The sequence below is a fragment of the Leifsonia sp. McL0607 genome, from assembly GCF_049993355.1.
Taxonomy (GTDB): Bacteria; Actinomycetota; Actinomycetes; order Actinomycetales; family Microbacteriaceae; genus Leifsonia.
On record NZ_CP188253.1, the window covers coordinates 3,781,525 to 3,805,396 of the forward strand.

Here is a 23,872-nt window from a genome sequence, read left to right on the forward strand (position 1 = left end):
ACGTAAGCTGGTACGAAAGTAAGAAAGTTAGAAAGTAGGAAGTCATGCCCCAGGCCACACTGCGCCGGAAGAACCAGATGACCTTGCCCGCCAAGGCCGTCAAGGATCTGGGCTTGCGCGAAGGAGAACGCCTCGACATCGAGGTGTCGGGCGACGCCATCATCGTGAAGGCGCACGTCGACGCTGAGGACTGGGCCACGGAGGACGTCCTGGCCGAGATCGAGGAAGCCGCCAAGGGCCCATTCCAGACCTTTGCGTCGATGGAGGAGCTGGAACGCGAGCTGGATGTCTAACCCGATCGCGGTAGCTGTCTCGACCGCGTACGAACGTCAGTTCAAGAAGCTCAAGACGGATCAGCTGAAACAGGACGCGCGGCAGTGCAGGCGCGACATCTACGAGTGCCTCACCCTCCAGCGCGATAGCGGCGACCAGGAGCGCATCAAGGAGATCATCCGCGATCGCCGGCTCAAGCCGATCCAGCGATTCCGGAAGAAGGTCCCGAAGCGCTGGGAAGCCACCTTCGCACCGGACGGCCGGATCGTGTGGAGCTACGACGGCCAGACCTTTGCCCTGATCTACATCGGGAATCACTCGGTTCTTGACAAGGATTGAGCACGCACGACCGAGACCGTGTCGAACCAGCGCAAGTGGCTCATCTGGAAACCAGCCCGCTGAGGGATCGTCTAGCCGGCACTCGAGCCGGGCACGACGCGATATTGTTTTCGCCAGTCGGGCAATCCGTCTCGCAACTTACTATGTCGAAACCCATCGGTTGTGACGCGTGCACTGACACAAGGCCTCAATATCAGCCCTTCGCTGGCGGAGCTGATCGAGAATGCCGTCCAGGTCGAGATGGAGGTGGCCACCGATCGTGATCACTGCGGACTGACTGCTAGGGCGCGACCGTCCGCCTGATCATGCCGACGAGCGTGGCGATCACGTCGGGTAGTTCCTCGTCGTCGGGTTGTTGGGCCATGAGCCAGAAGTCCATCGCCTCGCCCATTCCCAGAACGGCGGCCATCAGGAGTGTGTCCGGCACGTCATTGCGCACCGCGCCGACCCGGTGACCCACCTCGAGCGCCTGCGCGATCCAGGGGAGGGACGCCTGCTCCATGTCGCCGGTCGCTTGCTGGAACTCGGGGTTCTTCGACGCGGCTGACCAGACGCGAAGAAGCGCCGCCAACTGAGGGGATGCCAGGAGCGCCTTCGACAGCCGCAGGTAGTAGTCCTCCAAGACCGACCAGAACGTGTCGGCGTCTCCAACGCCCAGATCGGGGAGCGGGCCGACCTGACCGATCAGCCCACCGAGTCCGGTCCGAGCGACGTAGGCGAAGAGGTCTTCTTTGCCGTCGAAGTAGTAGTACAGCGACCCCTTTGAGATGCCGGCAGCCTCGATCACCCGATTGAGGGAGGCGTCGTGAAATCCGTGCGCCGCGAACTCGTCCAGTGCGGCCTGCACGATCGCCTGCTGCTGGTGCGCAGGCAGTTTGGCGAAGCGGGGTCTGACCATTCCCTCAGTGTGCCGGAGTTTGTTCGGGAAATGAGGGCAGTTCGACTCGGTCGTGGAAGCTCCTGCCCATCGCGATATCGGCGACCTTTGGGAGCCCCATCATCTTCAGGGTGGTGTTTCTGACGAACAGCTGGAACTTGTTCTTGGGCGCGAACGCCAGGCCGAGCCCTTGGGCGGCAGCCTGTTTGGAGCGGATCAGCGGTGCGAGCCGCTCCTCGTAGCGTGCGAATGCCTGGCCGTAGTCGTCGGTTCTGGCCAGTTCCGCAGCCAGGGTGTACGCCTCGATCATGGCCAGCGCGGAGCCCTGGCCTGCCAGGAACGACGGGGCCGCCCCCGCGTCGCCGACCAGAGCGATGCGACCGGTCGACCACGAGGGCATCTGGATCTGACTCGCCGAGTCGAAGTAGAAGTTCTTCGCCGACGACATGAGGTCGAGCATGGCCGGTACTTCCCAGCCCTTGTCGGACAGCTTCGCCCGGAGCAAGGCCTCCTGCGCCGCTCGCTCAGTTGGAATCGCACCCTCGTACAGGAGGGTGAACAGGAACAGTGTGGCGTCGTCGCGGAACGAGAGTCGGATCGCCTGGAAGCCGACCTCGGCATGCATGATCGCGACCAGTTCATCTCGAACCGGATACCGTTCGGCATCGAACGCGGCGATCACAATGCCGAGATACTTTTCGTACTGCTTATCCGGACCGAAGGCGAGCTTTCGAACTCGGGAGTGCAGGCCGTCGGCGCCAACGACGAGATCGAAGTCGCGGACGCTCCCGCTCTCGAAGGTGACCCGCACGTGCTCGTCATCGTCGACGAGTTCGCGCACTGTGTCGTCCAGCAACAGTTCAACCTTGCCGCCAAGAGCATTGTAGATCACGGTGGCGAGATCAGCGCGGGGGATGCTGAGATACCGCCGGTTCGACTCGATGATCCTTGCCGGGTCGAATGACGCCACCTTGCGACCGCTGCCATCAACCGCTCTCGCCTCGGTGAAGATGTAGCCGTGCTTGCGCAGTTTGGGCACGATCCCCATTCGCTCCGCCACGTCGAAACCGGCGCCCCAGAAATCGATCAGGTAACCGCCGCTACGCAGTTCGGGAGCATGTTCGATGAGCGTGACCTCATGGCCCGCTTTGTGCAGCCAGAACGCCAATGTCGGGCCGGCGATCCCGGCCCCTACGATCAAGACCTTCATGGGCGCACCTCCGACAGAGATTAGACCACTAGTCTAGACCGGTGGTCTAAGATCGTCAACAGCCAAGCGGAGAAGATCTGCGATCCGTCGAGCTCGGAGCTCGCGGCCTCGAGGTGTCCCGCTGATCGACCCGCATCCGCTCCGTTGATGCAGCGAGCCGGTCGCGATCCTCTGCTCGGCTCATGATCCAGTCCGCCAGAGCCTCACTGGTTGTGCGCTCGCGGCGAAGGCGCGGCCTGCACCGCCTCGTCACGCGCAAGCAGGGCCGGTCACACAGTTCGCGCGAGTATTCGTTGCGCGACTCGGCCCGGCGTCGGATACTTGCCCTACATCTCAACATTTCCGGGGGCTTGTATGGCTGTCGTTCTGATCGCACGATTCGCCGGGGACGTCGAACAACTGACCGCGGCGTACGACGTGGCGCATCGGATCATCATGGACCGAGGCGGTGCGCCCGGAGAACTGCGCCATCACTGTGCTGTCGACGAGAACGCCCTCTACATCATCACGGTCTGGGAGTCCGAGACGGCCGTACGTGAGAGGTGGGCGAGCCCAGAGTTCGAGGCTGCACTGGCATCAGGCGGGTTCCCCTCACCGAAGACCGCCGAGATCTCGATCCTGCAGCTACACGCGGCCGAGCCCCCACTCTGAGCAGCACCAACACGCCGACACCCGCCGACCCGAAGACCTCGCCAGCTCCTCAGCAACTCGGCACTCCGCGGCGTGCAGGTCACCCGAGACCCTGCGGTCCCACAGGCTACGCGCGCGCTGCCGAGACCGCATCGCGAAGCCAACCGTTTGACGCCGCCGGGAGAGATCACTCCACCGGGACGGGGTTCGCGTGGGCACAGGTCCTGTACACCACCCACGATGGTTACACTCCCGCAATGCTTCCCTCCGCGGCCTCCGTCCTCGTCGGCATTGCAGCGCTGGCCCTCCTGCTCAGCAACCAGAGGCCACGGTTCGACGCGCTGGCAGGAGTGGGTGCGGAGGACGCATGATCGGTCGAGACTCCGCATACAACCGTCTGGAGCGAGCGTTGGTCGCAGCCAGGTTCTGATGAAGCGCCGCACAACCGTCGAGGATCAGTGCTGCAGGCAGGAGCAGGAGCGGCGCCGGCTGGCGGCCGAGTATGGTGCGTGCTCCTGGTGGAAACGATCGCGCCGCCGTGCGATTCTCGCGGAGCTCGAGACGCTCGGCGATCTCGACGTTCTCGCTGGTTTTGTCGCGCGCCGGAGGTCGCGTCCCGGGTGGTGGTGTAGTTTCCCGGTTCTGGGCGTCGCGCTGTCGACGTGGAGAGCCATCGTGGGATGGTCAGTGAGAACCGATCAAAGTTACTCACGAAGGACACAAACCACGATGGCTCTAGACCAGTCTGCCCTGCTTGATCTGCTTGCTCAACTGAAGCTGACCGATGTTACCGACCGGGTCCGTTCCGCGACTGAGGCTCTCTACCAGGAACTGATCGACGCGGAAGCGACCGCGTTCATCGGTGCGGGCCCGTTCGAGCGCTCTGCCGAACGCACCACCCAGCGCAATGGCACGAGGCCGCGGACGTTGACCACGACCGCTGGGGATCTGGATTTGAAGATCCCGAAGCTGCGTCAGGGAACGTTCTTCCCGGCGCTGTTGGAGCGGCGCCGTCGGGTTGATCAGGCATTGTTCGCGGTCGTGATGGAGGCGTATCTGCATGGGGTGTCGACCCGTAAGGTCGATGATCTCGTCAAAGCGCTCGGCGCGGACAGCGGCATCTCCAAGTCGGAAGTGTCGCGGATCTGCGCCGGCTTGGACGCGGAAGTCGCCACCTTCCGTGACCGAGACCTTGCAAGCCTGCAGTTCCCGTATGTGTTCCTCGACGCCACCTACTGCAAAGCCCGCGTGAACCACCGCATCGTCTCCCAAGCCGTCGTCGTCGCCGTCGGTGTTGCCGCGGACGGGCGCCGAGAGGTCCTCGGCTTCGATGTCGGCGACAGCGAGAACGAAGGCTTCTGGGCGGCGTTCCTGCGTTCGTTGAAGGCCCGCGGCCTTTCCGGGGTGCACCTGGTCATCTCGGATGCGCACACGGGACTGAAGAAGGCAATCGGCACTGTCTTCCAGGGCGCATCGTGGCAGCGCTGCCGGGTGCACTTCATGCGTAACGTGCTCTCGATCGTGCCCAAGGGCTCGCAGGACATGGTGGCCTCGATCATTCGCACGATCTTCGCCCAACCCAACGCCGAGCACGTGTTCACCCAGTTCGATGAGGTGACCCGCATGCTCACCCGCTCCCACCCGAAGGTCGCCGCCATGCTCGAGGATGCCAAGGACAACGTTCTCGCGTTCACGGGGTTCCCGCAGAGGCATTGGCGACAGATCTGGTCCACGAACCCGTTAGAACGGGTGAACAAGGAAATCAAACGACGCACCGACGTCGTCGGCGTGTTCCCCACCCCCGCCGCCCTGCTGCGCCTGGCCGGGTCGGTTCTGATCGAACAACACGATGAATGGGAAGCCAGCGACCGCCGCTACTTCTCCGAAGCCTCCATGCTCGAGCTGAAGACCATGAACACACCCACCGACACGATCGAGGAGGTGAAACCCCTGCCCGAACTCACCGCCGCCTAAACTAGAACAACTGACCCACACGGTGGTCGAGAAACTCCACCACACAACGGGACGTGACCCGCGCCGGATCCTACTGGTCACCGCCGGGCAATCGCTCGGCGACGGGCGAAACCCGTTCCACGCTTCCGTATTGGAGAACCTCGATGTTGCCGCAGCGAGACTCTCCGCTTGGTGCACCCGTGAGAGCATGCGCGACCGGTGGGCACGCTACCCTGCCGTGTTCTCACAGCTCACCCCGGCCCACGCGGCCGTAGTCATCCGCGATCAAGTCCAGAGGTTACAGACGATCGCATGCGACCAGCGCTTCTACGTCGAGCGCTTCCTCGGGCAAGTGCATCGGGATACGCGCCCTGATCTACGTGCCAATGGCGACAACGCACGTCGTCATCGATCGCTGCTGAGACAATACTCGAAGGGCGGGAGGAAGCGTCATGTCTGACACCATCAAGCGGCCTTACGTTCCGGCCGCCGGGGCACCGGCGGTACTGATGCTCGCGGTGATTGTGCTCATCACCGCGGCGCCGGCTGTTTTCATCCTTCAAGGGCAGACCTCGCCGACATGGGTGTTGACCGTCTCGTTCGCTGTCCTGCTGGCTGCCGTTCTCGCTGTCCCGCGGCTGAACCGACGGGCGCCGACCGCAAGTCGACGGCACAGGACCCTCGTGCACATTGCGCTCACCGTGGCGATTCTGGTTCCGCTTGCCCTGGTCTATCCAGCGGTGGCGTATCCAGGCTGGGCGTGGCTGATCGGGGTCGGGGTGCTGACTCAGGTCGTAGCGCTGCTCATCGTGGCGATCGCCACCACGGTTCGGGGCCGCTCTCACACATAAGCTGCGCGACAACCCTGGAAGACCCCTGTTTCTCGACGAAACGGGGGTCTTCCCTTGCGTCCCTGGGCCATCGAGCGAGGACACCCCACGCGCACACGATGAATCGTGGTCGACGAGCTTGACACAACATTCGATCCCCCCACCATGCGCCATGGTGCCGCACCGGCAGCTGGTGCGATTGACGACGTCGAAGTACTCATCCTTCGACGGTGAGGATGTGCAGGAGCCGCCACCCATTCGGAACCTGAGCTCGGAGCGCATCGCGCGTGGCAACGTAGTCGATCCCCTCGGCCTCGAGCTCCTGCATCTCAGACGGGCGGATGCGAGCGGTGGCGACGACGGCACCGCCGGGCGCCATCGTGTTGTGCACCTGGAGCAGGTCGTACCCGTCAGGCACTTGCGCCTCGATCGCCGCGCGTGCGGTTTGCGCGTCGTCGGCCGACGTGGTCAGCTCCGCGAGCTCGGTGGATTGGATGACGCCGCGGATCCGCATGGCCCCAGGCTACGGCGCGCCACCGTCATCCTCGCCCGCCTCGTCGACGAGCTCGTACTCGACCACGTCGCCGTCCCAGCCGAGTAGCCGGAACCGTTCGTAGCGGCCGTCCGTGGTCGGGAGGTCGAATTCCGCCGGCGGCCCGCCACCAAGCGCGCGGACCGGGTGCTCGATGGTCCGAGCCGCTCATGCACGCGGCGCTGACGGATTCATCAACGAAGGCGAGATGGATCAACCCCGACCATCTCACCTCGCTCATCCCGCGCACGCAGCAGGGCGAGTTCGCCGTCGAGCTCGCCGTCGACTTCAAGCTCCAGGGGCCGCCGGAAGATCACTGGCGGCTCGGCGAGACGTACGCGAATCGCGCACCGGCTCAGGCTGCATGGGACCCGTTCGTCGACTACCTCGTCCGGACAGCTACGACCCCGCACGCACACAGCTGTAAGCCTTCCGAGCTCACGATCGTCCCAAGGCGGATCCTCGCAATGACCGGAGGAACGGCTTGACCGGCTGCATGCTCGAATCGATGACGTGAAGTCTTCCGACCCGATCCGCGCGTCGCAACGTTAACGGTCGAGCTGCAACCGTCGCCACGAGAGCGCGGTCAGCCAGATCGCGGCGGCGGGGAGAAGGAGACCCCACACCAGGGTGATCATCGTCGAGGGTGTCGGGTCGAGCGCCCAGAGCGCGGGTGCCGACGGCGGATACCAGGAGCCGCCGCCGGAGAAGACGACGATCTGAGCGCTGACCAGCAGGACGACCGTGACGGCGATTCCACCGAGCAAGCCGCGGCTGAGTGTGGACGCCCAGGCTGCCGGAATGGTCATCAACGCGGTTGTCACGACGAGCACGGGGATCCGCATCAGGACGAGGAATTCCTGCGATCCGGGGGCAGCGAGTCCCACCAGAATTCCTCCGGCCAGCACCCCGATGGTCAGAACGATCGAGGCCGCTACGCTCCAGAGGACGAAGGCGATCAGCTTCGCCGCAGCGACGGTGCCCCTGGACACAGGCAAGGCGAACAGTCCTGCAACGGTGCCATCGGCGAACTCTCGACCGAAGCTCCAGCTCGCCAGGATCCCGCACGCGCCGGCCGACCCTGCAGCGGTCACCTGCACCGCGGCGTTCAGGTAGCCTGGCCACCCGCCCGCGCCCACGACGGGTCCGAGCTTCGCCAACACCGCCGGCGTGCCGTGGGCTGCCGCGAGGGTCACGGCCATGTCGATGGCGACGACACCGAGCACGAGCATGACGGCGATTACCAGCGGGATGCGTCCGCGCACTGTCTTGCGAAGCTCGACGCCCACGGCGGTTCCTATCCTGATCATCGCGAGCCTTCCGGACGCCGGCGACGGGTCTCGTCGTCGTGGAGGACGACCGCGAAGAACGCCTGTTCCAGTTCCGGGGTCAGCGGGTCGAGGCGCCCGATGATCCGGCCGTCGTTCATCACGGTGATCCTGTCCGCGACCCGAGCGACCTCATCCAGGTGATGGCTGGAGACGAGCACGGCCGCGCCGGCAGCAGCCGCCCCGCGCAGCCTCTCACGCAGGAGGATCGTGCCCGCGGGATCCAGGCCGGTTGTGGGCTCGTCCAACACGATGAATCTCGGGTGGTGCTGAAGCGCCGCCGCCAAGCCCAGTCGCTGCCGGTTCCCGAACGAGAGCGCCCGCGCCCGACGTCGCGCATACGGGGTCAGCTCGAACTCAGCGCTCACCGCCTCCACGACCGCCTTCCGGCGACGGGGCGGGACGCCGTGGAGGGCGGCGCTCAGGGTGAGATTGCCCGAGACGGTGATCTCCGGATAAGCGAAGGGAGCCTCCACGAAATGACCGACCTGCCCCCAGAGCTCGGCAGGAACGCGGTCGACTTCGACCCCGCCGATGCTCGCCGATCCCGCCTGCGCGCGAAGCATCCCGAGAAGGACTTTCATCAACGTCGACTTGCCGGCGCCGTTGAGCCCGACGAGCGCGTGGACCTCCCCGGGCAGCACCTGCAGGTGCACGTCGCGGATGCCCGCACCACCCCGATACGAACGACTGACGTCGGCGAGAACCATGCCGTCGGCCATCACGCCTCCTCTTCGGACTCGGCAGCAGCGTTGCGGATGCCGGGCGGCCTCCCGTTACGGACCCAAAGCGCGAACAGGGCTCCCGCGGTCACCAGCGCGAACATCAGGCTGACGATGGGAGTACCACGCGACAGGTTGGCGGCCAAGGTAAACGCGACCACGGCCGCGCCGACGAGGTTCAAGGCAAGCGATCCGATACGGCGCTCCCGCCACGAGAACCGGGACATGGCCAGCAGCCCGGCCAGGAAGCTCAGAAAGACCGCCACCGCGTAGAAGAGCACCAGCTCCTGGTCATTGCCGCCCGCCACTGCGGTCACAACGCCGGCGAACACGATGAAGACGACCACGCCCCAGTACGGCGTGTGATGACGGTTCGTCCTGCCGAGCGCGGCCGGCAGGATCCCCACGGTGTCTCCGCCGCGCGAACGATCGGCGGCAAGGGCCTTGAGCAGACCGGGACCGGCTTGAAACGACGAACTTGCGGCAGACAGCAGCAGTAGTGCAGTGACCAGCTGGAAGCCCGCGAACAACGGAGCTGGTGCGGCGACTCGAGCCAGTTCGGCGATCTGCGTCGACTCCGCGGGTGGGATCCCGATGCGCAACCTCGTCGCCTCGGCGGCGATCCCCACTGTAATCGTGCCGACGACGATCAGAGTCAGCACCAGTGTGATCCGGCCGAATCGGCGGCGGCCGTCGTCGTCGAGCTGGCCGAGTTGGGCGATCGCCGACGACGGCGCTTCGACGCCCGTCGCTAGCGCCATCGCGACCGGAAACGCCAAAATCACGGCCAACGGCGCGGAGTGACCAGCGTTGCTCGTGATCGTACCGGTTGGGTGAGGCTCCGCCCAGAGTCCGCAGAGGAGGACGACCACGGCAACGACGATGAAAGCGATCGTCAAGACGGCGAAGAACAGCCGGCCGAGATGGCCGAACCACGTGAGGGCTCCCACCACCAGGACGAGTGCCAGAGCCAGCGGAAGCCGAAAAGGTGCGAGAGCCGGTACGAAAGCGATGACCGCCGACGCTCCGGCAGACGCGCTGATGGCGATCGTGAGCACGAAATCGACCACGAGAGCTCCCACTGGCACGAACGACCAGCCGTCGCCGAACGCGTCGCCCACCGCCGCCGAAGCCCCACCGCCGTTGGGGTACCTGGCCACCAGCTGACGGTAGTTGACGATCACAAGCGCGATGATGGCCACCACGAGGCTCATCGTCGGCAGCAGCAGTGCGAGGTCGCCGTTCAGTGCCCTGAGCGCTGCCTCGACGGCGTATGCCACCGACGACACCGGGTCGGCCATCACCGCGAAGGCGAAGGCCAGAAGCAGAACGGGCCGCGACGCGAGTCGTCGCGCGGACGGCCGGCTCACGGCGGCACCTGACGGTGAAGTGCTGCTACGCATGTGCGGACCCCATCCGGTCGACGTCCGGATGACCGAGGAGGTCATCCGCCGACCAGACTTCCCGGCACACCAGAGGACAGCATATGCCGCGCCGGGCCGTTCGGCACCCTCCTCCCGCAGACCGAGTCTCGTTCGCCATCGAGTCGTGTACGCCGCCAGGCTACGCTGCCGAAATCCGCGGCACGGAACGCGCGGACCGCCAGCTGGCGCTTCACGGCGCGTACTTCAACAGCTCGTCGAGCTGGTAGGCGATCGCGCCGGTCGCCGATTCCCGAAGCTTGGGCATCGCCAACGCCGCGAACGTCACCGACGAGGCGAGCTCGCGGAGCGTGTCCGGGAGTGCGCTCCCCAAGTCGGTGTCGACGTCGGCGAGTTCGGTGAGAAGTTCCGGGAGCCGACCGAACGGCACGTGAAAGCTCAGCCCATCGGCGTCGGCCGGTGTCGCGTGGATCCGGGTCGGAAGATTCTGCGAGTCCTGAAGCATCCCCCATCCTGGGCACGGTCGGCGTGGCCGGACCAGAGCATGAACGCCGCTGTGGATATCTCGCGATCGTCGCGGGTGGGTCTGAGCCGCCTGCGGCGTCTCGCGGGGGACGTTCCCCCGCACCCCGCGGGCCGCGGCGCGCAAGCGCACCACGGGACGAGGAGCAGGGCAGGTCGCGGCCTCGAGGTGCAAGCGGTGGCGGCTGGGGTGATCGGGGCGAGCTCGCTGTCGACGAGGTGGTGCGGAGGACGGCTGAGCCGGGTGAAGCTGCTGTGAAGGGTGGGTCCAGTTTGGGGGTCATCCGGTGTGCAGCTGGCGGACGAGCGCGGGTCGCTCGCGGGATTCCGGCGCGAGCATCCCGCGCTCGTCGACGTCGACGTGCCGGCGGTGGATCCGCCCGGTCCGGTCGGTCACGTCCACGGCGAGCTGGTGGCTCGTGAGGAGCCCGTGTCCGGTGCCGATCCCGGCCACAGTGCCGCCGGCGCCAGTGAGGCTGGCGCGTGCGCCCGGCCACATCCCGTCGACCAGGAGTACGCTCTCGTGCTGGCGCAGTTTCCCGGTCAGCAGGGCGAGATCTCCGGATGCTGGACGTGAGCTTGGGCGCACGGCGACGGCGGTCGTGATCTCTACCAGGGTGGAGAGCGCCGGCCACCACTGCTTGCCGGGATGTGGGACGAGCACGAGCCGATCCAGGTCGACGCCGGCCGCGGCCGCAGCTTCGACACCGAAGTCGGGCATGCCGACCACGGCGCACCAACCGCCGGCGGCCGAGACGCCAGCGAGCATCCCCTGCAGCAGCGTCATTGACCCGCTCACCGTGTAGGCGGCGCCGGTCATCAGCGCCCCATCTGGCAGCAGCTCCGCGATCGCGTCCTGTGCCGGTAGCCGGCGCTCCTCGAGGCGAGAGCCCTGCATGGCGCGAATCCGCTCCTGCAGCTCGAGCACCCGCTCCCCCGCGTCTGCCACGGCCGCCTAGCCCACAGGATCGTCGGTGTCAGGACACCGATGCCATGCGACTGACTACGAATTAGGATGGCAGCGGGACCTCTCGCCTGAGAGGAAACCCGCCGCCGTCCCCCGCCGCCACCTCCGTGTCAATCACGGACCGAATCCATGGACCGTGGCCGACCTCAGGGCCATCTCAGCCGCTGGCTCGACCGGCTCAGGGGGCTGATTCGTGACAAGTGCGGATGGGTTGGACCAACATGGTCAGGTTGAAGCCGCGAAGCGAGTGGCTCGTGAGCTAGAGATTGTGGGTCGTGACCGCTGGCGGCAGAGCGAGAACGCTGCTGTGGATATCTCACGACTTTGGGCATCCGCCGGAGCCGCCTGCGGCGTCTCGCAGGGGACGTTCCCCCGCACCCCGCGTGCCGCGCGTCCGCAAGTGGCCTCACGGACCAAGGTTCCGAAGGAGGTCACAAGTAGGAAGCGGTCATCACATGGCGGCGTCGGAAGGTCGCGTTGTCGGGGTGGTGCGGTAGGAGCAGATCGAAGTGGGCAACGGGCCGGAGAACACCTTTCCGCGGTCAAGTCCCGAACCGTAGTGCGACCTGCCGCCCGGATACGCACGGTAGACTCACCGCGAATGAGCGCAGTTGTAGTGGGAAGTGGCCCAAACGGGCTCGCTGCTGCGGTGACGCTGGCTCGTGCTGGCGTGCCGGTGACCGTACTTGAGGCGAGCGATCACTACGGCGGCGCGCTTCGCTCAACGACCTTCGGAGATACGTCGGCGACGATCGACCTGGGATCCGCGATTCACCCATTCGTTGGCGCGTCTCCGTTCTTCACGGGTTGGGCAGCGATGGAGCGACTCTCGTACGTGACCCCGGAGATCTCGTATGCGCACCCACTCGAGGACGGGCAGGCGGCGATCGCTTACCGGGATATCCGCCGCACGATTGACGAGCTCGGCCCTCATGGCCGTGCCTGGCAACGCACGTTCGCTCGCGCAACCGAGAACGTGGGTTCCGTCGCGACGACCGCTACCCGACCAGTCCTCCGCAGCATCCTCGATCCTCGTGGCCCACTTGCTCTTACCCCAGGAATCGCGCATGCAATGCTGGGTGACCTACGCGGTAGAAACGGGCTCGCTGATGCCCTGTTCTCGGGCTTGGCGGCTCACTCGGGAGCTCCCAGCGGCGGGCTTAGCTCGGCCAGCGTGGGAGTGGTCTTGGGAGCCCTGGCTCACAGCACCGGATGGCCGCTGCCGGCAGGCGGTGCGCAGCGCCTCGCGGACGCCCTTGTCGAGGACCTCACGGCCCACGGTGGGATCCTGCACTTGGGACAGCCGATCGAGCAGTGGGAAGACATACCACCGGCCGACATCGTTCTCCTGGCAACATCCGGAATCGACGCCCGACGGATCCTAGCTTCCCGGGCCGGCCATCCAGCGCGCCCGCCGCGGACTCTCCCTCAGGGACCCGGCGTATTCAAAGTCGACCTGCTGCTGTCCGAGCCGATTCCGTGGGCGAACCCCCAGGTGCGCCTCGCGCCCACCGTGCATCTGGGCGGAAGCGCGCAGGAGGTGCGACACTCCGAACACGAGGTTGCGAGTGGCCGCGTGCCGGCGAACCCGTTCGTCATGCTCACCCAACCCACCGTCGTCGACCCAGAACGTGGGCAGGGCTATCACACCGCATGGGCCTACACGAGGGTGCCACCCGGCTGCCCGGTCGACATGACAGAGGCCATCCTCACGCAAATCGAGGCGGTCGCGCCCGACGCACGTCAAACCATCGTGGGTATCACCGTCACCCCTCCCGGTGCTCTTCAGGCTCTCAACCGCAGCCTGGTCGGCGGCGACATCCTCGGCGGGACGACGCGCGGACTCGATTTCGCGAGACGGCCCACATTCCATCCGGCGCCGTGGCGCACGAGGTTCCGCTCGGTGTATCACTGCTCGAGCGCGGTCGCCCCAGGCCCGGGCGTGCACGGAATGCCGGGTTACCTCGCCGCTCTCGACGCCCTCCGCACTCACTACAACCTCCCGGCCCCGAACTTGCGGCCGACGTCTACCATCTGAGCCGCCCGTTGCGGCCGGATCGCAGCGACGGGCTGAGGCGGATGAACAACGGCTGCCTGCGCGACACCTCCCCCAGGTGGTCGAGCTCCTTGCCGAGGTCGATCCGGACGAGGTCGTGCGGGCGTGGTTCATCGGGAAGAACTCGCAGTTGGAAGACGTCGGCACCAGCCGAGATCATTGCCGAGAGACGCCTCCGCGACGTCATGGCCGCCGCGTGCGCGTTCGTCAATGTCGGCTGAGCCCCGCCCTCCTCGACGTGCCGTCCCGCTCTGGCGAATCGAGCGGATCGACCCGGCACTTCGGTTCTCGCAGCTCAACCCGGTCGACGTGATGAACGATCGCGCCGGGAACGGTTCGATATCCCAGGCGCCGATGTCCGGGGCGACCGTGCCAGAGGTTTCGCAGAGAAGCTCGCCGGCTTCGTTGGCTCTTCTCCCGAACCGACGCACACGGACAGCCGCTTTACGCCGTGCCGATCGCGTGGAGGCTGCATTCTATTTCTTGAAGACCCTGGACAATCCATTCTGCCCCTTGGTACCGTCGATAAAGGGTAAATGTGGAATGTCAGGGGAAGACATGCGAGTCGACGTCCGAGAGTTCCGGATGCAGTTCGGGAGCCGGGTCATCATCGAGGACCTCTCGTTCTCGGTTGTGGCTGGGGAGACATTTGGGTTCCTTGGCAGTAACGGATCTGGTAAGACAACGACGCTGCGGGCCCTTCTGGGGATGACGCAACCCACTGGTGGGCAACTGCTGATCGACGGGGAGCCGTTTCGACCCGGTATTGGCGCGGCTGTGGGCTATCTGCCTGAAGAGCGGGGCCTGTATCGCAAGGACACTGTGCTGGACGTGATGATCTATTTCGCGCAGATCAAGGGCATTCCTCGCCGCCAGGCACGCGAATGGTCGCTGTCGTATTTGGAGCGGGTTGGTCTGGCGGACAAGGCTCGGCTTCGACTGGGAAAGCTTTCCGGCGGCCAGCAGCAGAAGGTGCAGTTGGGTGTTGCGATCATGGGTGACCCGGGCCTTCTGGTTCTGGATGAGCCGGCGAAAGGGTTGGATCCAGTCAACCGACAGCTGCTGATGGACTTGATCGCCGAGCGGAAGGTCGCCGGCGCCACGGTGATCCTGGTCACTCACAACATGGACGAGGTTGAGCGGCTTTGCGATCGGGCGTTGTTGTTGCGCGATGGGCGCGCGGCGGCGTACGGGACGATCCGGGAGATCCAGGACGCGCATGGTACCCGCCGCATCGCGGCACGACTTCTTGGCGAACTGCCGATATCACCGCTGTACACCGTCGCGGATCGCGACGGTGACACGGTGCAGCTGTCCCCGAGTGAGCAGGTCAGCGACGAGGACATTCTTGCTGTCCTGGTTGATGGCGGCGCGCGGCCGGTCTCGTTCCAGTCCAGCCCGGTGTCCTTGGATCAGGTCTTTGTCCGAATCTACGGCGAGCAGCAGGAGGTCTACGCATGAGCGTCAACCAGGTCGGCGTGGTCACCCGTTTTGAGTTCACCCGCACCATCCGTCGACCGCAGTTCTGGGTCGCCGCGCTGTTGCTTCCTGCCTTGATGGCCGGGGTGATCTTGGTCATGGCGTGGGCGGGCAGCACCAAGCCGACAGCTTCAGACCCGATCACGTTCGAGTACACCGACCAGTCCGGTGTCATCTCCGAAACTGCGGCGGCCGCGTTGGGCGGCAAACCGGCCGGAGCCGACGCTGAAGCGCGTGCGAAATCCGGCGAACTCACCGCCTACCTTGCATTCCCGGCTGACCCGACCACCGGAGCGGTGACGATCATCGCGTCCGACCGCGGCCTGATCGATAATTCTTCCTACTCCCGGCTTGCGCAGAACCTGTTCAACACCAGCGTGGATGCCCGACTGGGCTCCGAAAGCACGGTGGCTTTGGTTCGCGCGAACCTACAGACGACGGTGCGTACATACACGGATGGTCAGCCCGCCGACGGTCTTGGCGCGATGATCGTGCCGGGTGCGCTGGTTCTGCTTCTGCTGGTCATCGTCTCGCTGCTGGGCAACCAGATGCTCAACTCCACCGTCGAGGAGAAGGAGAACCGGATCAGCGAGATGTTGCTGGTCTCGTTGCCGGCGCGTGCTCTCATTCATGGCAAAATCCTGGCCCTTGCTCTCATCGGCCTGGTCCAGATCGTCATCGTCATCATCGCCAGCGCACTGATCTACAACATCGCCGCTCCCGGACTGAACCTTGATGGGCTCGGAGTCGAGGCCATCATTCTCGATCCGTTGCGCGTCGGCCTCGGCCTGCTGCTCCTGCTAGGTGGATTGCTGACACTGACCGCTCTCCTGGTCCTTATCGGTGCGGCAATGCCTTCCGCGAAAGAAGCCGCACCGTTCTTCAGCGCTGTCGTGATCGTCACGATCGCCCCGATCTACTTCATCTCGACCGTGTTGATCAACCCGACTAGCCCGGTCGTTCAGGTCCTCACCTATTTCCCGTTCACCGCCCCGATGACCGCCCTGATCCTGAACGCGACTGGCGCTCTCGAACCGTGGATAGGCGCCCTCATCGCTGTTGGCCTGTTCGTGATCGGAGCACTGATCCTCCGCCTCGCGGTCTCCGCTTTCCAGCGTGGCGTCATCCAGTACGACCAAAGGCTTCGCCTGGCTGACTTCACCTCCCACCGTGTCACCCAACGAAAGGAATACGCATGCCCGCCACAGTGACCGCACTGAACAGCCGCCCGAGAGTTCCGATGAAGGAAGCAACTCTGCAGGCCGACAGCCACACCATTCCTGTCACGGCCACCCCGGCCTTGCTTGGCGCTGCCGCTGTCGCCGCCGCGTTCGGCATCGGCGTCCTCATCGGCGCCGCCGTCAAGTAAACAAATCGTTTTAGGAGACACATCATGTCGGTCGCAACAAGAATCCAGGGCACCGAGCTGACTGTACCGATGCAGCACGCAGCGTTGCACATCAGTCCCGAGATCACCCCAGTCACCGCCACCCCAGTCATCGCTGCGACCTCCGCACTTGTCGGAGCATTCGCTGCTGGCTTTGCCGTCGGTCAGGCCAGTGCGCGAGGCTGACGCCTTGAAGGGTGTCTTCGCGCCGATAGACATCGACCGCGAAGGCACCCTTCGTTCTATCGAACGTCTCAGCGCGACGACCCATCTGGTCTCCGCAGCCGAGTACCTCGCCCGCCGCCGGGAGTTCGAGCCGGGCTCCCTCGGGGACTGGGAAATCGTGCACGAACGATACGCGCACCTGCGCCCGTGGCAGCGGCGCATCCTGGCAGCCGCCTCACGCCCACAAGTGGCGAAGGCCCTGCACGCGGGCCGGATTCTCGCCTCAGTCACACTGCTGGCGCCCAGCGGCCCCAAACTTCGCGCGCTCGCCAACGGTTACCTCGTCGCCACCGCGGCCGCACTTTACCCACGCGGGAACTACGGTAGCGACGGCTCTGACCAGGTGAGCTTCCAAGCCTCAGCCGCAACGTTCGTCGCCCGCGCCGTCCCCACCCCCGGCGCCCAAGACGCCGCGATCTGGTACGTCGGCATCCAGTCAGCGCTCGCCTACGCCATATCCGGATGGGTGAAGCTCTTCGGGGCATCCTGGCGAACCGGCCGGGCGGTCCCCGGCGTCATGCGAACCCGCTCCTATGGCAACAAGCACCTGTGGGCGTTCTTCAAAGACCGTCCACGACTTGCCGCGGTCAGCGCACACGGCATGCTCGCCTTCGAGGCACTCTTCCCGCTGGTCTTCGCAGCCAAGGGCCACCTCACCCGCCCCTTCATTGCCGCAGCGATCGGCTTCCACGCCACGATCGCCGGATCGATGGGCCTTGGCCGGTTCTTCACCGCGTTTGGGTCCATGCTGCCGGCGATCGCCTACACCACCAACACTCGCGAGAAATCGAAGCTCGTGCCCGCGATCACCGCCGCCTCCATCACCTCAACACTTATCGGCGGAGCCATCGCCGCAGCCACACGCCGGCGTCGGGTCCGCAGGCAGCGCCTGGACATCCATACGATCAACTGCTCAAGCGGCAACACCCTCCACTATCAGTGGAAGCGCTCACCCCGTCCCAGCGCAGTCTTGATCCTCGAGCACGGCATGCTCGCCACCCCGCAGCACTTCGCCTGGATCATCAACGAACTGCCCGAGGGAACCGACGTCATCACCTACTGGCGGGCCGGCTACGGCCCCAGCGTCAACGCCGCTGGCGGATACAGCACAGACGACAGCGCCGAGGACCTCACGGACCTCATCGACTCGCTCCCCGATACGACCAGTCAGGTCTTCGTTGGAGGTCACTCCCTTGGCGGCCTTGTCGCTCGACGCGCAGCCCAGATCAGCACCCGTGCGATCGCTGGTGTCATCTACCTCGACTCTTCCCACCCGGGCCAGCTGGTCATCTCTACCGGGCAGCGCAAAGGCGCCGACGGGCTCAGCAGCGCTCTTGCCCTTATCCCCTCCAGCCTCGGCATCGGCTTGGGCTGGCTCCTTCCGAAACCTCACTGGGTCCACGCGTTGCCCAAGCAGGCCCGCCAGGACTGTTTGGACCAATACCGGGACTCCCGACTCTGGCGTGCGGGAACCCTCGAGTGGAAAGACGCACGCCGCCGATTCAGCCGCCGCCATACTGCACCCCTCGAGACCATCGATCTTCCCGCTCTCGTCGTTACGGCCGAGCAGACCTTGCGTGCCGACACCGCCCAAGACTTCCTCCACGGCGACCTCGCCAGCAGCCACAACGGGAAGGCCAACCGAGTCGTAATCCTCGGCGCCGACCATGACTCCATCCTCACGAACCAGGCGCACGCCGCCAGCACCAGCCAGGCGATCGCCGCGTTCATAACCGAAACGCAGGCCGCACGATGAGACGACCCGGCCTGGCCGAAGCAGCCGTTGCCTCCGCTGCGACCGCCATGCTCCTCACCACATTCTTCTCCCAGCACCCGAACCGCGTTTTCGACAGGCTCCGCAGCCGAGACAAAATCGGCTTCTGGCTACCCAACTGGCGCTTCTTCGCACCGGAACCTGCGCAGAACGACTTCCACATCCTGCACCGAACTCTCAGCGTCAACGGCGAGGAGTCCGACTGGGAAGAAACCCACGAAACCACCCCACGCCGGCTCCGTCACTTTGTCTGGTTCCCGGACCGCCGCATCGACAAAGGAATCTTCGACGCAGCCGCCGAGCTGATGGCTGTCGTCCCCCTCGGTGAGAAGAGAGTCCTCACCTGCCCCGCATACCGTGCGGTCTCCGCCTTCGTGCTGCGTCGCATCACCGACAACACTCCCCACCCGGTCGCCGGCTACCAATTCATGCTCGCCACCAGCACCGGCTACGACGAAACCACCGAGCCAGAAGAACTCCTCACCTCCCCTTATATTCCGATGGAGCACTCATGAACAACGCCACCACCGTGTCCGCCTACACCACCTACGGCCGCGACTTCGCCGACATCTACGACACGATCTTCCCCCGTGAAGCGATAGGCCCCGAGGAACTCGCCTGGCTATCCAGACACATCAAGTCCGGTTCCCGCGTCCTCGAACTCGGCGTCGGAACCGGCCGTGTCGCGTTCCCTCTCCTCAACCACCTAGCTGGACAGGGTGTGAGCGTCGACTATCGGGGCATCGACATCAGTGCCGAGATGCTCGAACAACTCGAAGCCGCCGACACCGAAGGTCGCATTAACGCCACACGCGGCGACATTGTAGATGCCGACTACGGCACCGACTACGACAGCATCCTGTGCGTGTGCGCGACCATTTCGATGATCACCAACCCGAACCAACAGTCCGCCGTCTTCGCCAATGCCTCCCAGGCTCTTGCACCAGGCGGCACCCTCATCGTTGAGACACACAACTCAGACTTCGTACACGCAATCCACGGCCCCCACCGCACCATCACCTACGCCGTCCCCTACCCCGGCGGACAACGCGCCCTGGTTAGCTTCTCCGACCTCGACGGGAGCGCCTGGAACATCGACCACTGTTGGATCGACAACGGGTCAACCAAATTCGTCAGCGAAACAAGCCGCGTCACCACTCTCGCCGAACTCGACACGTACGCAATCGACGCGGGACTTATCCCGTCCGGTCACACCGCCGGGCTCACCGGATCGCCGATCCAACCCACCGCCGGCACCGTCACCGCCGAATACCGCAAACCCCTCTGACCACACCCAATGCCCAAACGAAAGCTGCCCCACCACCTCCACCGAAAATGAGCCCCGCTGCTCGCCCGGGTACGCGGTTATCGAAAGGAAAAGCAAATGAACACCACCACCCTCAACGCACGCAACCACGGCCCCATGCAAGAGGCACGCCTCTCAACCAGCCTCACCACCCCCGTGACGGCAACACCACTCGCCGTCGCGGCCATGGTCGGAGTGGCCACCGTCGTCAGCGGATTCGGCTGGGCCTACGGCTGGTAGCCGAGCACCCGGTGCGGCCGCTCTTACACGACGACGAGATCGTGCTCGACCGCATCAAACCACCGGCGCGCTCGTCCTGCTTCGCGGATGGGCGCGCCGGCTGCTTGGCACCGCTGCTCAGATGGCAGCGGTGGCGCTCGCCAGTCGCGCCTCCGGCAGGAGGTCGGCGGTCGCCGGATGCATTGGCAGCCGTTTCTCTCCCAGGTCGGTGCCCTGCATGGCGCGGATCCGCGCCTGCAGGTCCAGCACGGTCGTCGCTGGGATCGGCGAGGACCGCCCGGGTCGGGCGCGCAGTGGCCGCGTCCATCAGCTGGCGGGCGTCAGCTCGCGGGGCCGCCCGGTCCGTGGGTCCAGCCCGGCGATCCAGCAGGCACGCTGCTCCTCCGTCGTCACGATCGTGCCATCCGGCGCTGTCGCCGGCGTCGATGGTCGACGTCGCGTGGATTCGAACGGGCGAATTCTGGGAGTCCTGAAGCATCCCCATCGTGCGCCAGTCCGGCGTCGGCCGTAGGCACAGGAGCGTGGACGCTGCAGTGGATATCTCACGACTTGCGCATCCGTGGGAGCCGCCTGCGGCGTCTCACGGGGGAGTTCCCCCGCACCGCGCGCCCGCAAGCGACCGCACGGACCAAGGTTCGGAGTGTGAGGTCGCGCACGTGGGACGGCGACGTAGTCGGTCCCCTCAGCCTCAAGCTCCTGTGTCTCCGATGGACGAACGTGGGCGGTGGCGACGACGGTACCGCCGGGCGCCATCGTGTTGTGCACCTGGAGCAGGTCGTACCCCGTCGGGCACTTGCGCCTCGATCGCCTCGCGCGCGGTCTGGACGTCGTCGGCCGACGCGGTCAGCTCCGTGACCTTGGTGGACTGGATGACGCCGCGGATCCGCATGGCCCCAGGCTACGGCGCGCCACCGTCATCCTCCCCCGGCTCGTTGACGAGCTCGTACTCGACCACGTCACCGTCCCAGCCGCGTAGCCGGAACCGTTCACAGCGGCCGTCCGTGGTCGGAAGGTCGAATTCCGCCGGCGGCCGGCCGCCAAGCGCGGGGACCGAGTGCTCGATGGTCCGAGCCGGGTAGAGCAGCCGCGCGGGCAGGCTCTGAAACAGATCTTCGATCCCTGCCACGCCGCCCAGGCTACGCTGCCGAAGTCCGCGACACGGAACTCCAGCTGGCGCTTCACGGCGCGTACTTCAACAGCTCGTCGAGCTCGTAGGCGATCGCGCCGGTCGCCGATTCCCGAAGCTTGGGCATCGCCAACGCCGCGAACGTCACCGACGAAGCGAGCTCGCGCAGCGTGTCTGGGAGCGCGCTCCCCAAGTCGGTGTCGACGTCGGCGAGTTCGGTGAGAAGATCCGGGAGGCGACCGAACGGCACGTGAAAGCTCAGCCCATCGGCGCCGGCTGGCGTCGCGTGGATCCGGGTCGGAAGATTCTGCGAGTCCTGAAGCATCCCCCATCCTGGGCACGGTCGGCGTGGCGGGGCCAGAGCATGAACGCCGCTGTGGATATCTCGCGATCGTCGCGGGTGGGTCTGAGCCGCCTGCGGCGTGTCGCGGGGGACGTTCCCCCGCACCCCGCGGGCCGCGGCGCGCAAGCGCACCACGGGACGAGGAGCTGGGCAGGTCGCGGCCTCGGGGTGCAAGCGGTGGCGGCTGGGGTGATCGGGGCGAGCTCGCTGTCGACGAGGTGGTGCGGAGGACGGCTGAGCCGGGTGAAGCTGCTGTGAAGGGTGAGTCCAGTCTGCGGGTCATCCGGTGTGCAGCTGGCGGACGAGCGCGGGTCGCTCGCGGGATCCCGGCGCGAGCATCCCGCGCTCGTCGACGTCGACGTGCCGGCGGTGGATCCGCCCGGTCCGGTCGGTCACGTCCACGGCGAGCTGGTGGCTCGTGAGGAGCCCGTGTCCGGCGCCGATCCCGGCCACAGTGCCGCCGGCGCCAGTGAGGCTGGTGCGGGCGCCCGGCCACATCCCGTCGACCAGGAGCACGCTCTCGTGCTGGCGCAGTTTCCCGGTCAGCCGGGCGAGATCTCCGGATGCCGGACGCGAGCTTGGGCGCACGGCGACGGCGGTCGTGATCTCTACCAGGGTGGAGAGCGCCGGCCACCACTGCTTGCCGGGATGTGGGACGAGTACGAGCCGGTCCAGGTCGACGCCGGCCGCGGCCGCTGCTTCGACACCGAAGTCGGGCATGCCGACCACGGCGCACCAACCGCCGGCGGCCGAGACGCCAGCGAGCATCCCCTGCAGCAGCGTCATCGACCCGCTCACCGTGTAGGCGGCGCCGGTCATCAGCGCGCCACCTGGCAGCAGCTCCGCGATCGCGTCCTGTGCCGGTAGCCGGCGCTCCTCGAGGCGCGAACCCTGCATGGCGCGAATCCGCGCCTGCAGCTCGAGCACCCGCTCCCCCGCGTCGGCCGCGGTCGCCTGGCCCACAGGATCGTCGGTGTCAGGACACCGATGCCATGCGACCGACTACGAATTAGGATGGCAGCGGGACCTCTCGCCTGAGAGGAAACCCGCCGCCGTCCCCCGCCGCCACCTCCGTGTCAATCACGGACCGAATCCATGGACCGTGGCCGGTCAACATGGCCGCGATTCCGTAGCTGATTACACGCCGGCTCTCCTCGCGGTATTGTTTGCCGTCGTCGTCCACCTCGCTCACCGAATCAACGATCACGTAAGACTCGACGTTCGCCGTAACGATTGCGGCGAGGCGGTTAGGACTGTGCGCAGCAGAAACCGGTCCCCCGCTCAGCCCACCAGGCGCCGGAATACTGAGTTCTCCGGCAAAGTAGTTTCGTCCGGAGGAATCTTCATACTCGAAGTAACGCTGGAAATGACCCTTGAAGAATCGCCCGACCGGCTTGCCCGTTCCTTCTACGGGATAGCCGAACGCATAAAAGTCACCACCCTCCGTGAGCGTCGAGTCGACATCCGTGAATACTTGTGGAGCGAGCGGCTCCGGGTCCTGGGGCTCAAGGAATGCAACGGCCAAATCCGCTGCGGGATGCAGCACGACCTCACGAATACGTCGAGCGCCGACATCGCCCGGTAGAACGGCCACCAGCTCTAGTGCCGTGTCATCGGGTATGCAGTGAGCCGCTGTCAGCAGGATGTGGCGTTGCTGGAAGATGGCACACGAGCCCAGAAGTGAGGATCTATCTGTGCCGAGCGCGGCAACGAAGCCGGTGCTCATATTCATGTAATGGGACATCGGTAATATCTTGCCCCCTCGGCTTACGCGCTGCACGCCTGCTCGGAAGGGCACGCCGCGTCGCTGTGCAAACGACATCGTCATCGCCACGCGGCTCTGACGCGATCCTGTTCTTTCGTTGGACACACCTCGAGGCACAACCCTGGCGCGACGCTGTGGACGGCCCGTACGCCGATGTTCGGGCGGCCGAGACAATCGCGGCGCTGCGCCCGCAGTTTCTGCGCCTCGCGCTCCGGCTCGGGTACGCCGACTTCGACGCGTCTGCGCTGAAGAGCGCAGATCCTCGCGAGCTCACCCAGCGGGTCGCGACGCACCTTTACGCTCTCACCTCCGATGGCGGGGCGTCCGTCGTCGACGGCGTGCGATTCGCCTCACGTCACGGCGACGCCCTGACCATGTGGGGCGTGTTCGAACGCCCAGGCGACGAGCCCTCCAGTGTGCACCTGGACCGGGGCGAAGCCCGCCTGGTCGACGTCGAAGATCCCGATCTACACTGCGCCATGGCGCTACACGGGCTCAGCTGGCGCGATTGACGACGTCGTGGTGCTCCCCCTATGGCTCGATAGCGCAACTGTCGGCAAGGAGTGGCGTGCGGTAGCGCTCAAACGGACATCCGACTGCTACATT

30 protein-coding genes are annotated in these 23,872 nt (G+C 65.7%); 15 read left to right on the forward strand and 15 right to left on the reverse strand.

The window, feature by feature from the left end:
- Positions 1-44: 44 nt before the first annotated feature.
- Complete coding sequence (locus ACPPVW_RS18205) at positions 45-293, forward strand: AbrB/MazE/SpoVT family DNA-binding domain-containing protein (protein WP_426624459.1); 249 nt, start codon at positions 45-47, stop codon at positions 291-293.
- Positions 286-612 carry a hypothetical protein gene (locus tag ACPPVW_RS18210; protein WP_426624460.1) on the forward strand — a complete coding sequence of 109 codons (327 nt, stop codon included), beginning with the start codon at positions 286-288 and terminating at the stop codon, positions 610-612. The genes ACPPVW_RS18205 and ACPPVW_RS18210 overlap by 8 nt, the downstream gene beginning before the upstream one ends.
- A 280-nt stretch (positions 613-892) precedes the next feature.
- Here the strand turns inward: ACPPVW_RS18210 and ACPPVW_RS18215 are convergent, their stop codons facing one another.
- Positions 893-1,510: a TetR/AcrR family transcriptional regulator gene (locus ACPPVW_RS18215; RefSeq protein ID WP_426624461.1), complete on the reverse strand. Its 618-nt coding sequence runs from the start codon at positions 1,508-1,510 to the stop codon at positions 893-895.
- A 4-nt stretch (positions 1,511-1,514) separates the two neighbouring features.
- On the reverse strand, positions 1,515-2,699 hold the full coding sequence (locus ACPPVW_RS18220; RefSeq protein WP_426624462.1) for an FAD-binding domain: 1,185 nt from the start codon (positions 2,697-2,699) through the stop codon (positions 1,515-1,517).
- Positions 2,700-3,053: 354 nt separating this feature from the next.
- On the opposite strand from ACPPVW_RS18220, the gene ACPPVW_RS18225 reads away from it, so the two are divergent.
- The 3 genes from ACPPVW_RS18225 (at position 3,054) to ACPPVW_RS18235 (ending at position 6,133) form a co-directional block, all read left to right on the forward strand.
- Entirely contained in the window at positions 3,054-3,350 is a 297-nt protein-coding gene (locus ACPPVW_RS18225) for a hypothetical protein (protein ID WP_426624463.1), read from the forward strand.
- 708 nt (positions 3,351-4,058) lie between these two features.
- A complete protein-coding gene (locus ACPPVW_RS18230) occupies positions 4,059-5,303 on the forward strand; it encodes an IS256 family transposase (RefSeq protein ID WP_426624464.1) in 1,245 nt (414 codons plus the stop codon).
- A 431-nt stretch (positions 5,304-5,734) separates the two neighbouring features.
- Positions 5,735-6,133, forward strand: coding sequence for a hypothetical protein (locus tag ACPPVW_RS18235; protein WP_426624465.1), 399 nt, complete (start codon positions 5,735-5,737; stop codon positions 6,131-6,133).
- A gap of 196 nt (positions 6,134-6,329) precedes the next feature.
- Here ACPPVW_RS18235 and ACPPVW_RS18240 read toward each other — a convergent pair whose 3' ends face one another.
- A complete protein-coding gene (locus ACPPVW_RS18240) occupies positions 6,330-6,626 on the reverse strand; it encodes a hypothetical protein (protein ID WP_426624466.1) in 297 nt (98 codons plus the stop codon).
- 188 nt (positions 6,627-6,814) lie between these two features.
- Here ACPPVW_RS18240 and ACPPVW_RS18245 point away from each other — a divergent pair, with 188 nt between their 5' ends.
- Entirely contained in the window at positions 6,815-7,132 is a 318-nt protein-coding gene (locus tag ACPPVW_RS18245; RefSeq protein WP_426624467.1) for a hypothetical protein, read from the forward strand.
- Positions 7,133-7,192: 60 nt separating this feature from the next.
- Here ACPPVW_RS18245 and ACPPVW_RS18250 read toward each other — a convergent pair whose 3' ends face one another.
- The 5 genes from ACPPVW_RS18250 to ACPPVW_RS18270 form a co-directional block, all read right to left on the reverse strand.
- Complete coding sequence (locus tag ACPPVW_RS18250) at positions 7,193-7,933, reverse strand: ABC transporter permease (protein WP_426624468.1); 741 nt, start codon at positions 7,931-7,933, stop codon at positions 7,193-7,195.
- 17 nt (positions 7,934-7,950) lie between these two features.
- The gene (locus ACPPVW_RS18255) at positions 7,951-8,694 is read right to left on the reverse strand and encodes an ABC transporter ATP-binding protein (RefSeq protein WP_426624469.1); all 744 of its coding nucleotides are present in this window, start codon (positions 8,692-8,694) and stop codon (positions 7,951-7,953) included.
- Complete coding sequence (locus tag ACPPVW_RS18260) at positions 8,694-10,064, reverse strand: hypothetical protein (RefSeq protein ID WP_426624470.1); 1,371 nt, start codon at positions 10,062-10,064, stop codon at positions 8,694-8,696. The genes ACPPVW_RS18255 and ACPPVW_RS18260 overlap by 1 nt, the downstream gene beginning before the upstream one ends.
- A gap of 244 nt (positions 10,065-10,308) precedes the next feature.
- Positions 10,309-10,581 (reverse strand): hypothetical protein, encoded by a 273-nt coding sequence (locus tag ACPPVW_RS18265; RefSeq protein WP_426624448.1) that lies wholly within the window; start codon positions 10,579-10,581, stop codon positions 10,309-10,311.
- A gap of 297 nt (positions 10,582-10,878) precedes the next feature.
- The gene (locus ACPPVW_RS18270) at positions 10,879-11,547 is read right to left on the reverse strand and encodes a hypothetical protein (protein ID WP_426624471.1); all 669 of its coding nucleotides are present in this window, start codon (positions 11,545-11,547) and stop codon (positions 10,879-10,881) included.
- A 619-nt stretch (positions 11,548-12,166) separates the two neighbouring features.
- Between ACPPVW_RS18270 and ACPPVW_RS18275 the strand changes: the two genes are divergently transcribed.
- Positions 12,167-13,603, forward strand: a complete 1,437-nt coding sequence (locus tag ACPPVW_RS18275; protein WP_426624472.1) for a phytoene desaturase family protein — start codon at positions 12,167-12,169, stop codon at positions 13,601-13,603.
- On the opposite strand, the gene ACPPVW_RS18280 is transcribed toward ACPPVW_RS18275, so the two are convergent.
- Positions 13,593-13,781, reverse strand: a complete 189-nt coding sequence (locus ACPPVW_RS18280) for a hypothetical protein (protein WP_426624473.1) — start codon at positions 13,779-13,781, stop codon at positions 13,593-13,595. The genes ACPPVW_RS18275 and ACPPVW_RS18280 overlap by 11 nt on opposite strands.
- A gap of 398 nt (positions 13,782-14,179) precedes the next feature.
- Here ACPPVW_RS18280 and ACPPVW_RS18285 point away from each other — a divergent pair, with 398 nt between their 5' ends.
- The 7 genes from ACPPVW_RS18285 (at position 14,180) to ACPPVW_RS18315 (ending at position 20,032) form a co-directional block, all read left to right on the forward strand.
- Complete coding sequence (locus ACPPVW_RS18285) at positions 14,180-15,082, forward strand: ABC transporter ATP-binding protein (protein WP_426624474.1); 903 nt, start codon at positions 14,180-14,182, stop codon at positions 15,080-15,082.
- Positions 15,079-16,311 carry an ABC transporter permease gene (locus tag ACPPVW_RS18290; protein WP_426624475.1) on the forward strand — a complete coding sequence of 411 codons (1,233 nt, stop codon included), beginning with the start codon at positions 15,079-15,081 and terminating at the stop codon, positions 16,309-16,311. Before ACPPVW_RS18285 ends, ACPPVW_RS18290 begins: the two co-directional genes overlap by 4 nt.
- Entirely contained in the window at positions 16,296-16,469 is a 174-nt protein-coding gene (locus ACPPVW_RS18295) for a hypothetical protein (RefSeq protein ID WP_426624476.1), read from the forward strand. Before ACPPVW_RS18290 ends, ACPPVW_RS18295 begins: the two co-directional genes overlap by 16 nt.
- A gap of 208 nt (positions 16,470-16,677) precedes the next feature.
- Entirely contained in the window at positions 16,678-18,468 is a 1,791-nt protein-coding gene (locus tag ACPPVW_RS18300; protein WP_426624477.1) for an alpha/beta fold hydrolase, read from the forward strand.
- A 47-nt stretch (positions 18,469-18,515) separates the two neighbouring features.
- Positions 18,516-19,001, forward strand: a complete 486-nt coding sequence (locus tag ACPPVW_RS18305; protein WP_426624478.1) for a hypothetical protein — start codon at positions 18,516-18,518, stop codon at positions 18,999-19,001.
- A complete protein-coding gene (locus ACPPVW_RS18310; protein WP_426624479.1) occupies positions 18,998-19,774 on the forward strand; it encodes a class I SAM-dependent methyltransferase in 777 nt (258 codons plus the stop codon). The genes ACPPVW_RS18305 and ACPPVW_RS18310 overlap by 4 nt, the downstream gene beginning before the upstream one ends.
- A 96-nt stretch (positions 19,775-19,870) precedes the next feature.
- Positions 19,871-20,032, forward strand: coding sequence for a hypothetical protein (locus ACPPVW_RS18315; protein WP_426624480.1), 162 nt, complete (start codon positions 19,871-19,873; stop codon positions 20,030-20,032).
- A 117-nt stretch (positions 20,033-20,149) separates the two neighbouring features.
- On the opposite strand, the gene ACPPVW_RS18320 is transcribed toward ACPPVW_RS18315, so the two are convergent.
- The 6 genes from ACPPVW_RS18320 to ACPPVW_RS18345 form a co-directional block, all read right to left on the reverse strand.
- Positions 20,150-20,281, reverse strand: a complete 132-nt coding sequence (locus ACPPVW_RS18320; RefSeq protein WP_426624481.1) for a hypothetical protein — start codon at positions 20,279-20,281, stop codon at positions 20,150-20,152.
- A gap of 439 nt (positions 20,282-20,720) precedes the next feature.
- A complete protein-coding gene (locus tag ACPPVW_RS18325; protein ID WP_426624482.1) occupies positions 20,721-20,921 on the reverse strand; it encodes a hypothetical protein in 201 nt (66 codons plus the stop codon).
- A gap of 9 nt (positions 20,922-20,930) precedes the next feature.
- On the reverse strand, positions 20,931-21,158 hold the full coding sequence (locus tag ACPPVW_RS18330) for a hypothetical protein (RefSeq protein WP_426624447.1): 228 nt from the start codon (positions 21,156-21,158) through the stop codon (positions 20,931-20,933).
- A 52-nt stretch (positions 21,159-21,210) separates the two neighbouring features.
- Positions 21,211-21,483: a hypothetical protein gene (locus tag ACPPVW_RS18335; protein ID WP_426624483.1), complete on the reverse strand. Its 273-nt coding sequence runs from the start codon at positions 21,481-21,483 to the stop codon at positions 21,211-21,213.
- A 297-nt stretch (positions 21,484-21,780) separates the two neighbouring features.
- Positions 21,781-22,464, reverse strand: coding sequence for a hypothetical protein (locus ACPPVW_RS18340; RefSeq protein ID WP_426624484.1), 684 nt, complete (start codon positions 22,462-22,464; stop codon positions 21,781-21,783).
- A 46-nt stretch (positions 22,465-22,510) separates the two neighbouring features.
- Positions 22,511-23,227, reverse strand: coding sequence for a S1 family peptidase (locus tag ACPPVW_RS18345; RefSeq protein ID WP_426624485.1), 717 nt, complete (start codon positions 23,225-23,227; stop codon positions 22,511-22,513).
- 173 nt (positions 23,228-23,400) lie between these two features.
- Here ACPPVW_RS18345 and ACPPVW_RS18350 point away from each other — a divergent pair, with 173 nt between their 5' ends.
- Positions 23,401-23,778, forward strand: a complete 378-nt coding sequence (locus ACPPVW_RS18350; RefSeq protein ID WP_426624486.1) for a hypothetical protein — start codon at positions 23,401-23,403, stop codon at positions 23,776-23,778.
- Positions 23,779-23,872 lie beyond the last annotated feature (94 nt).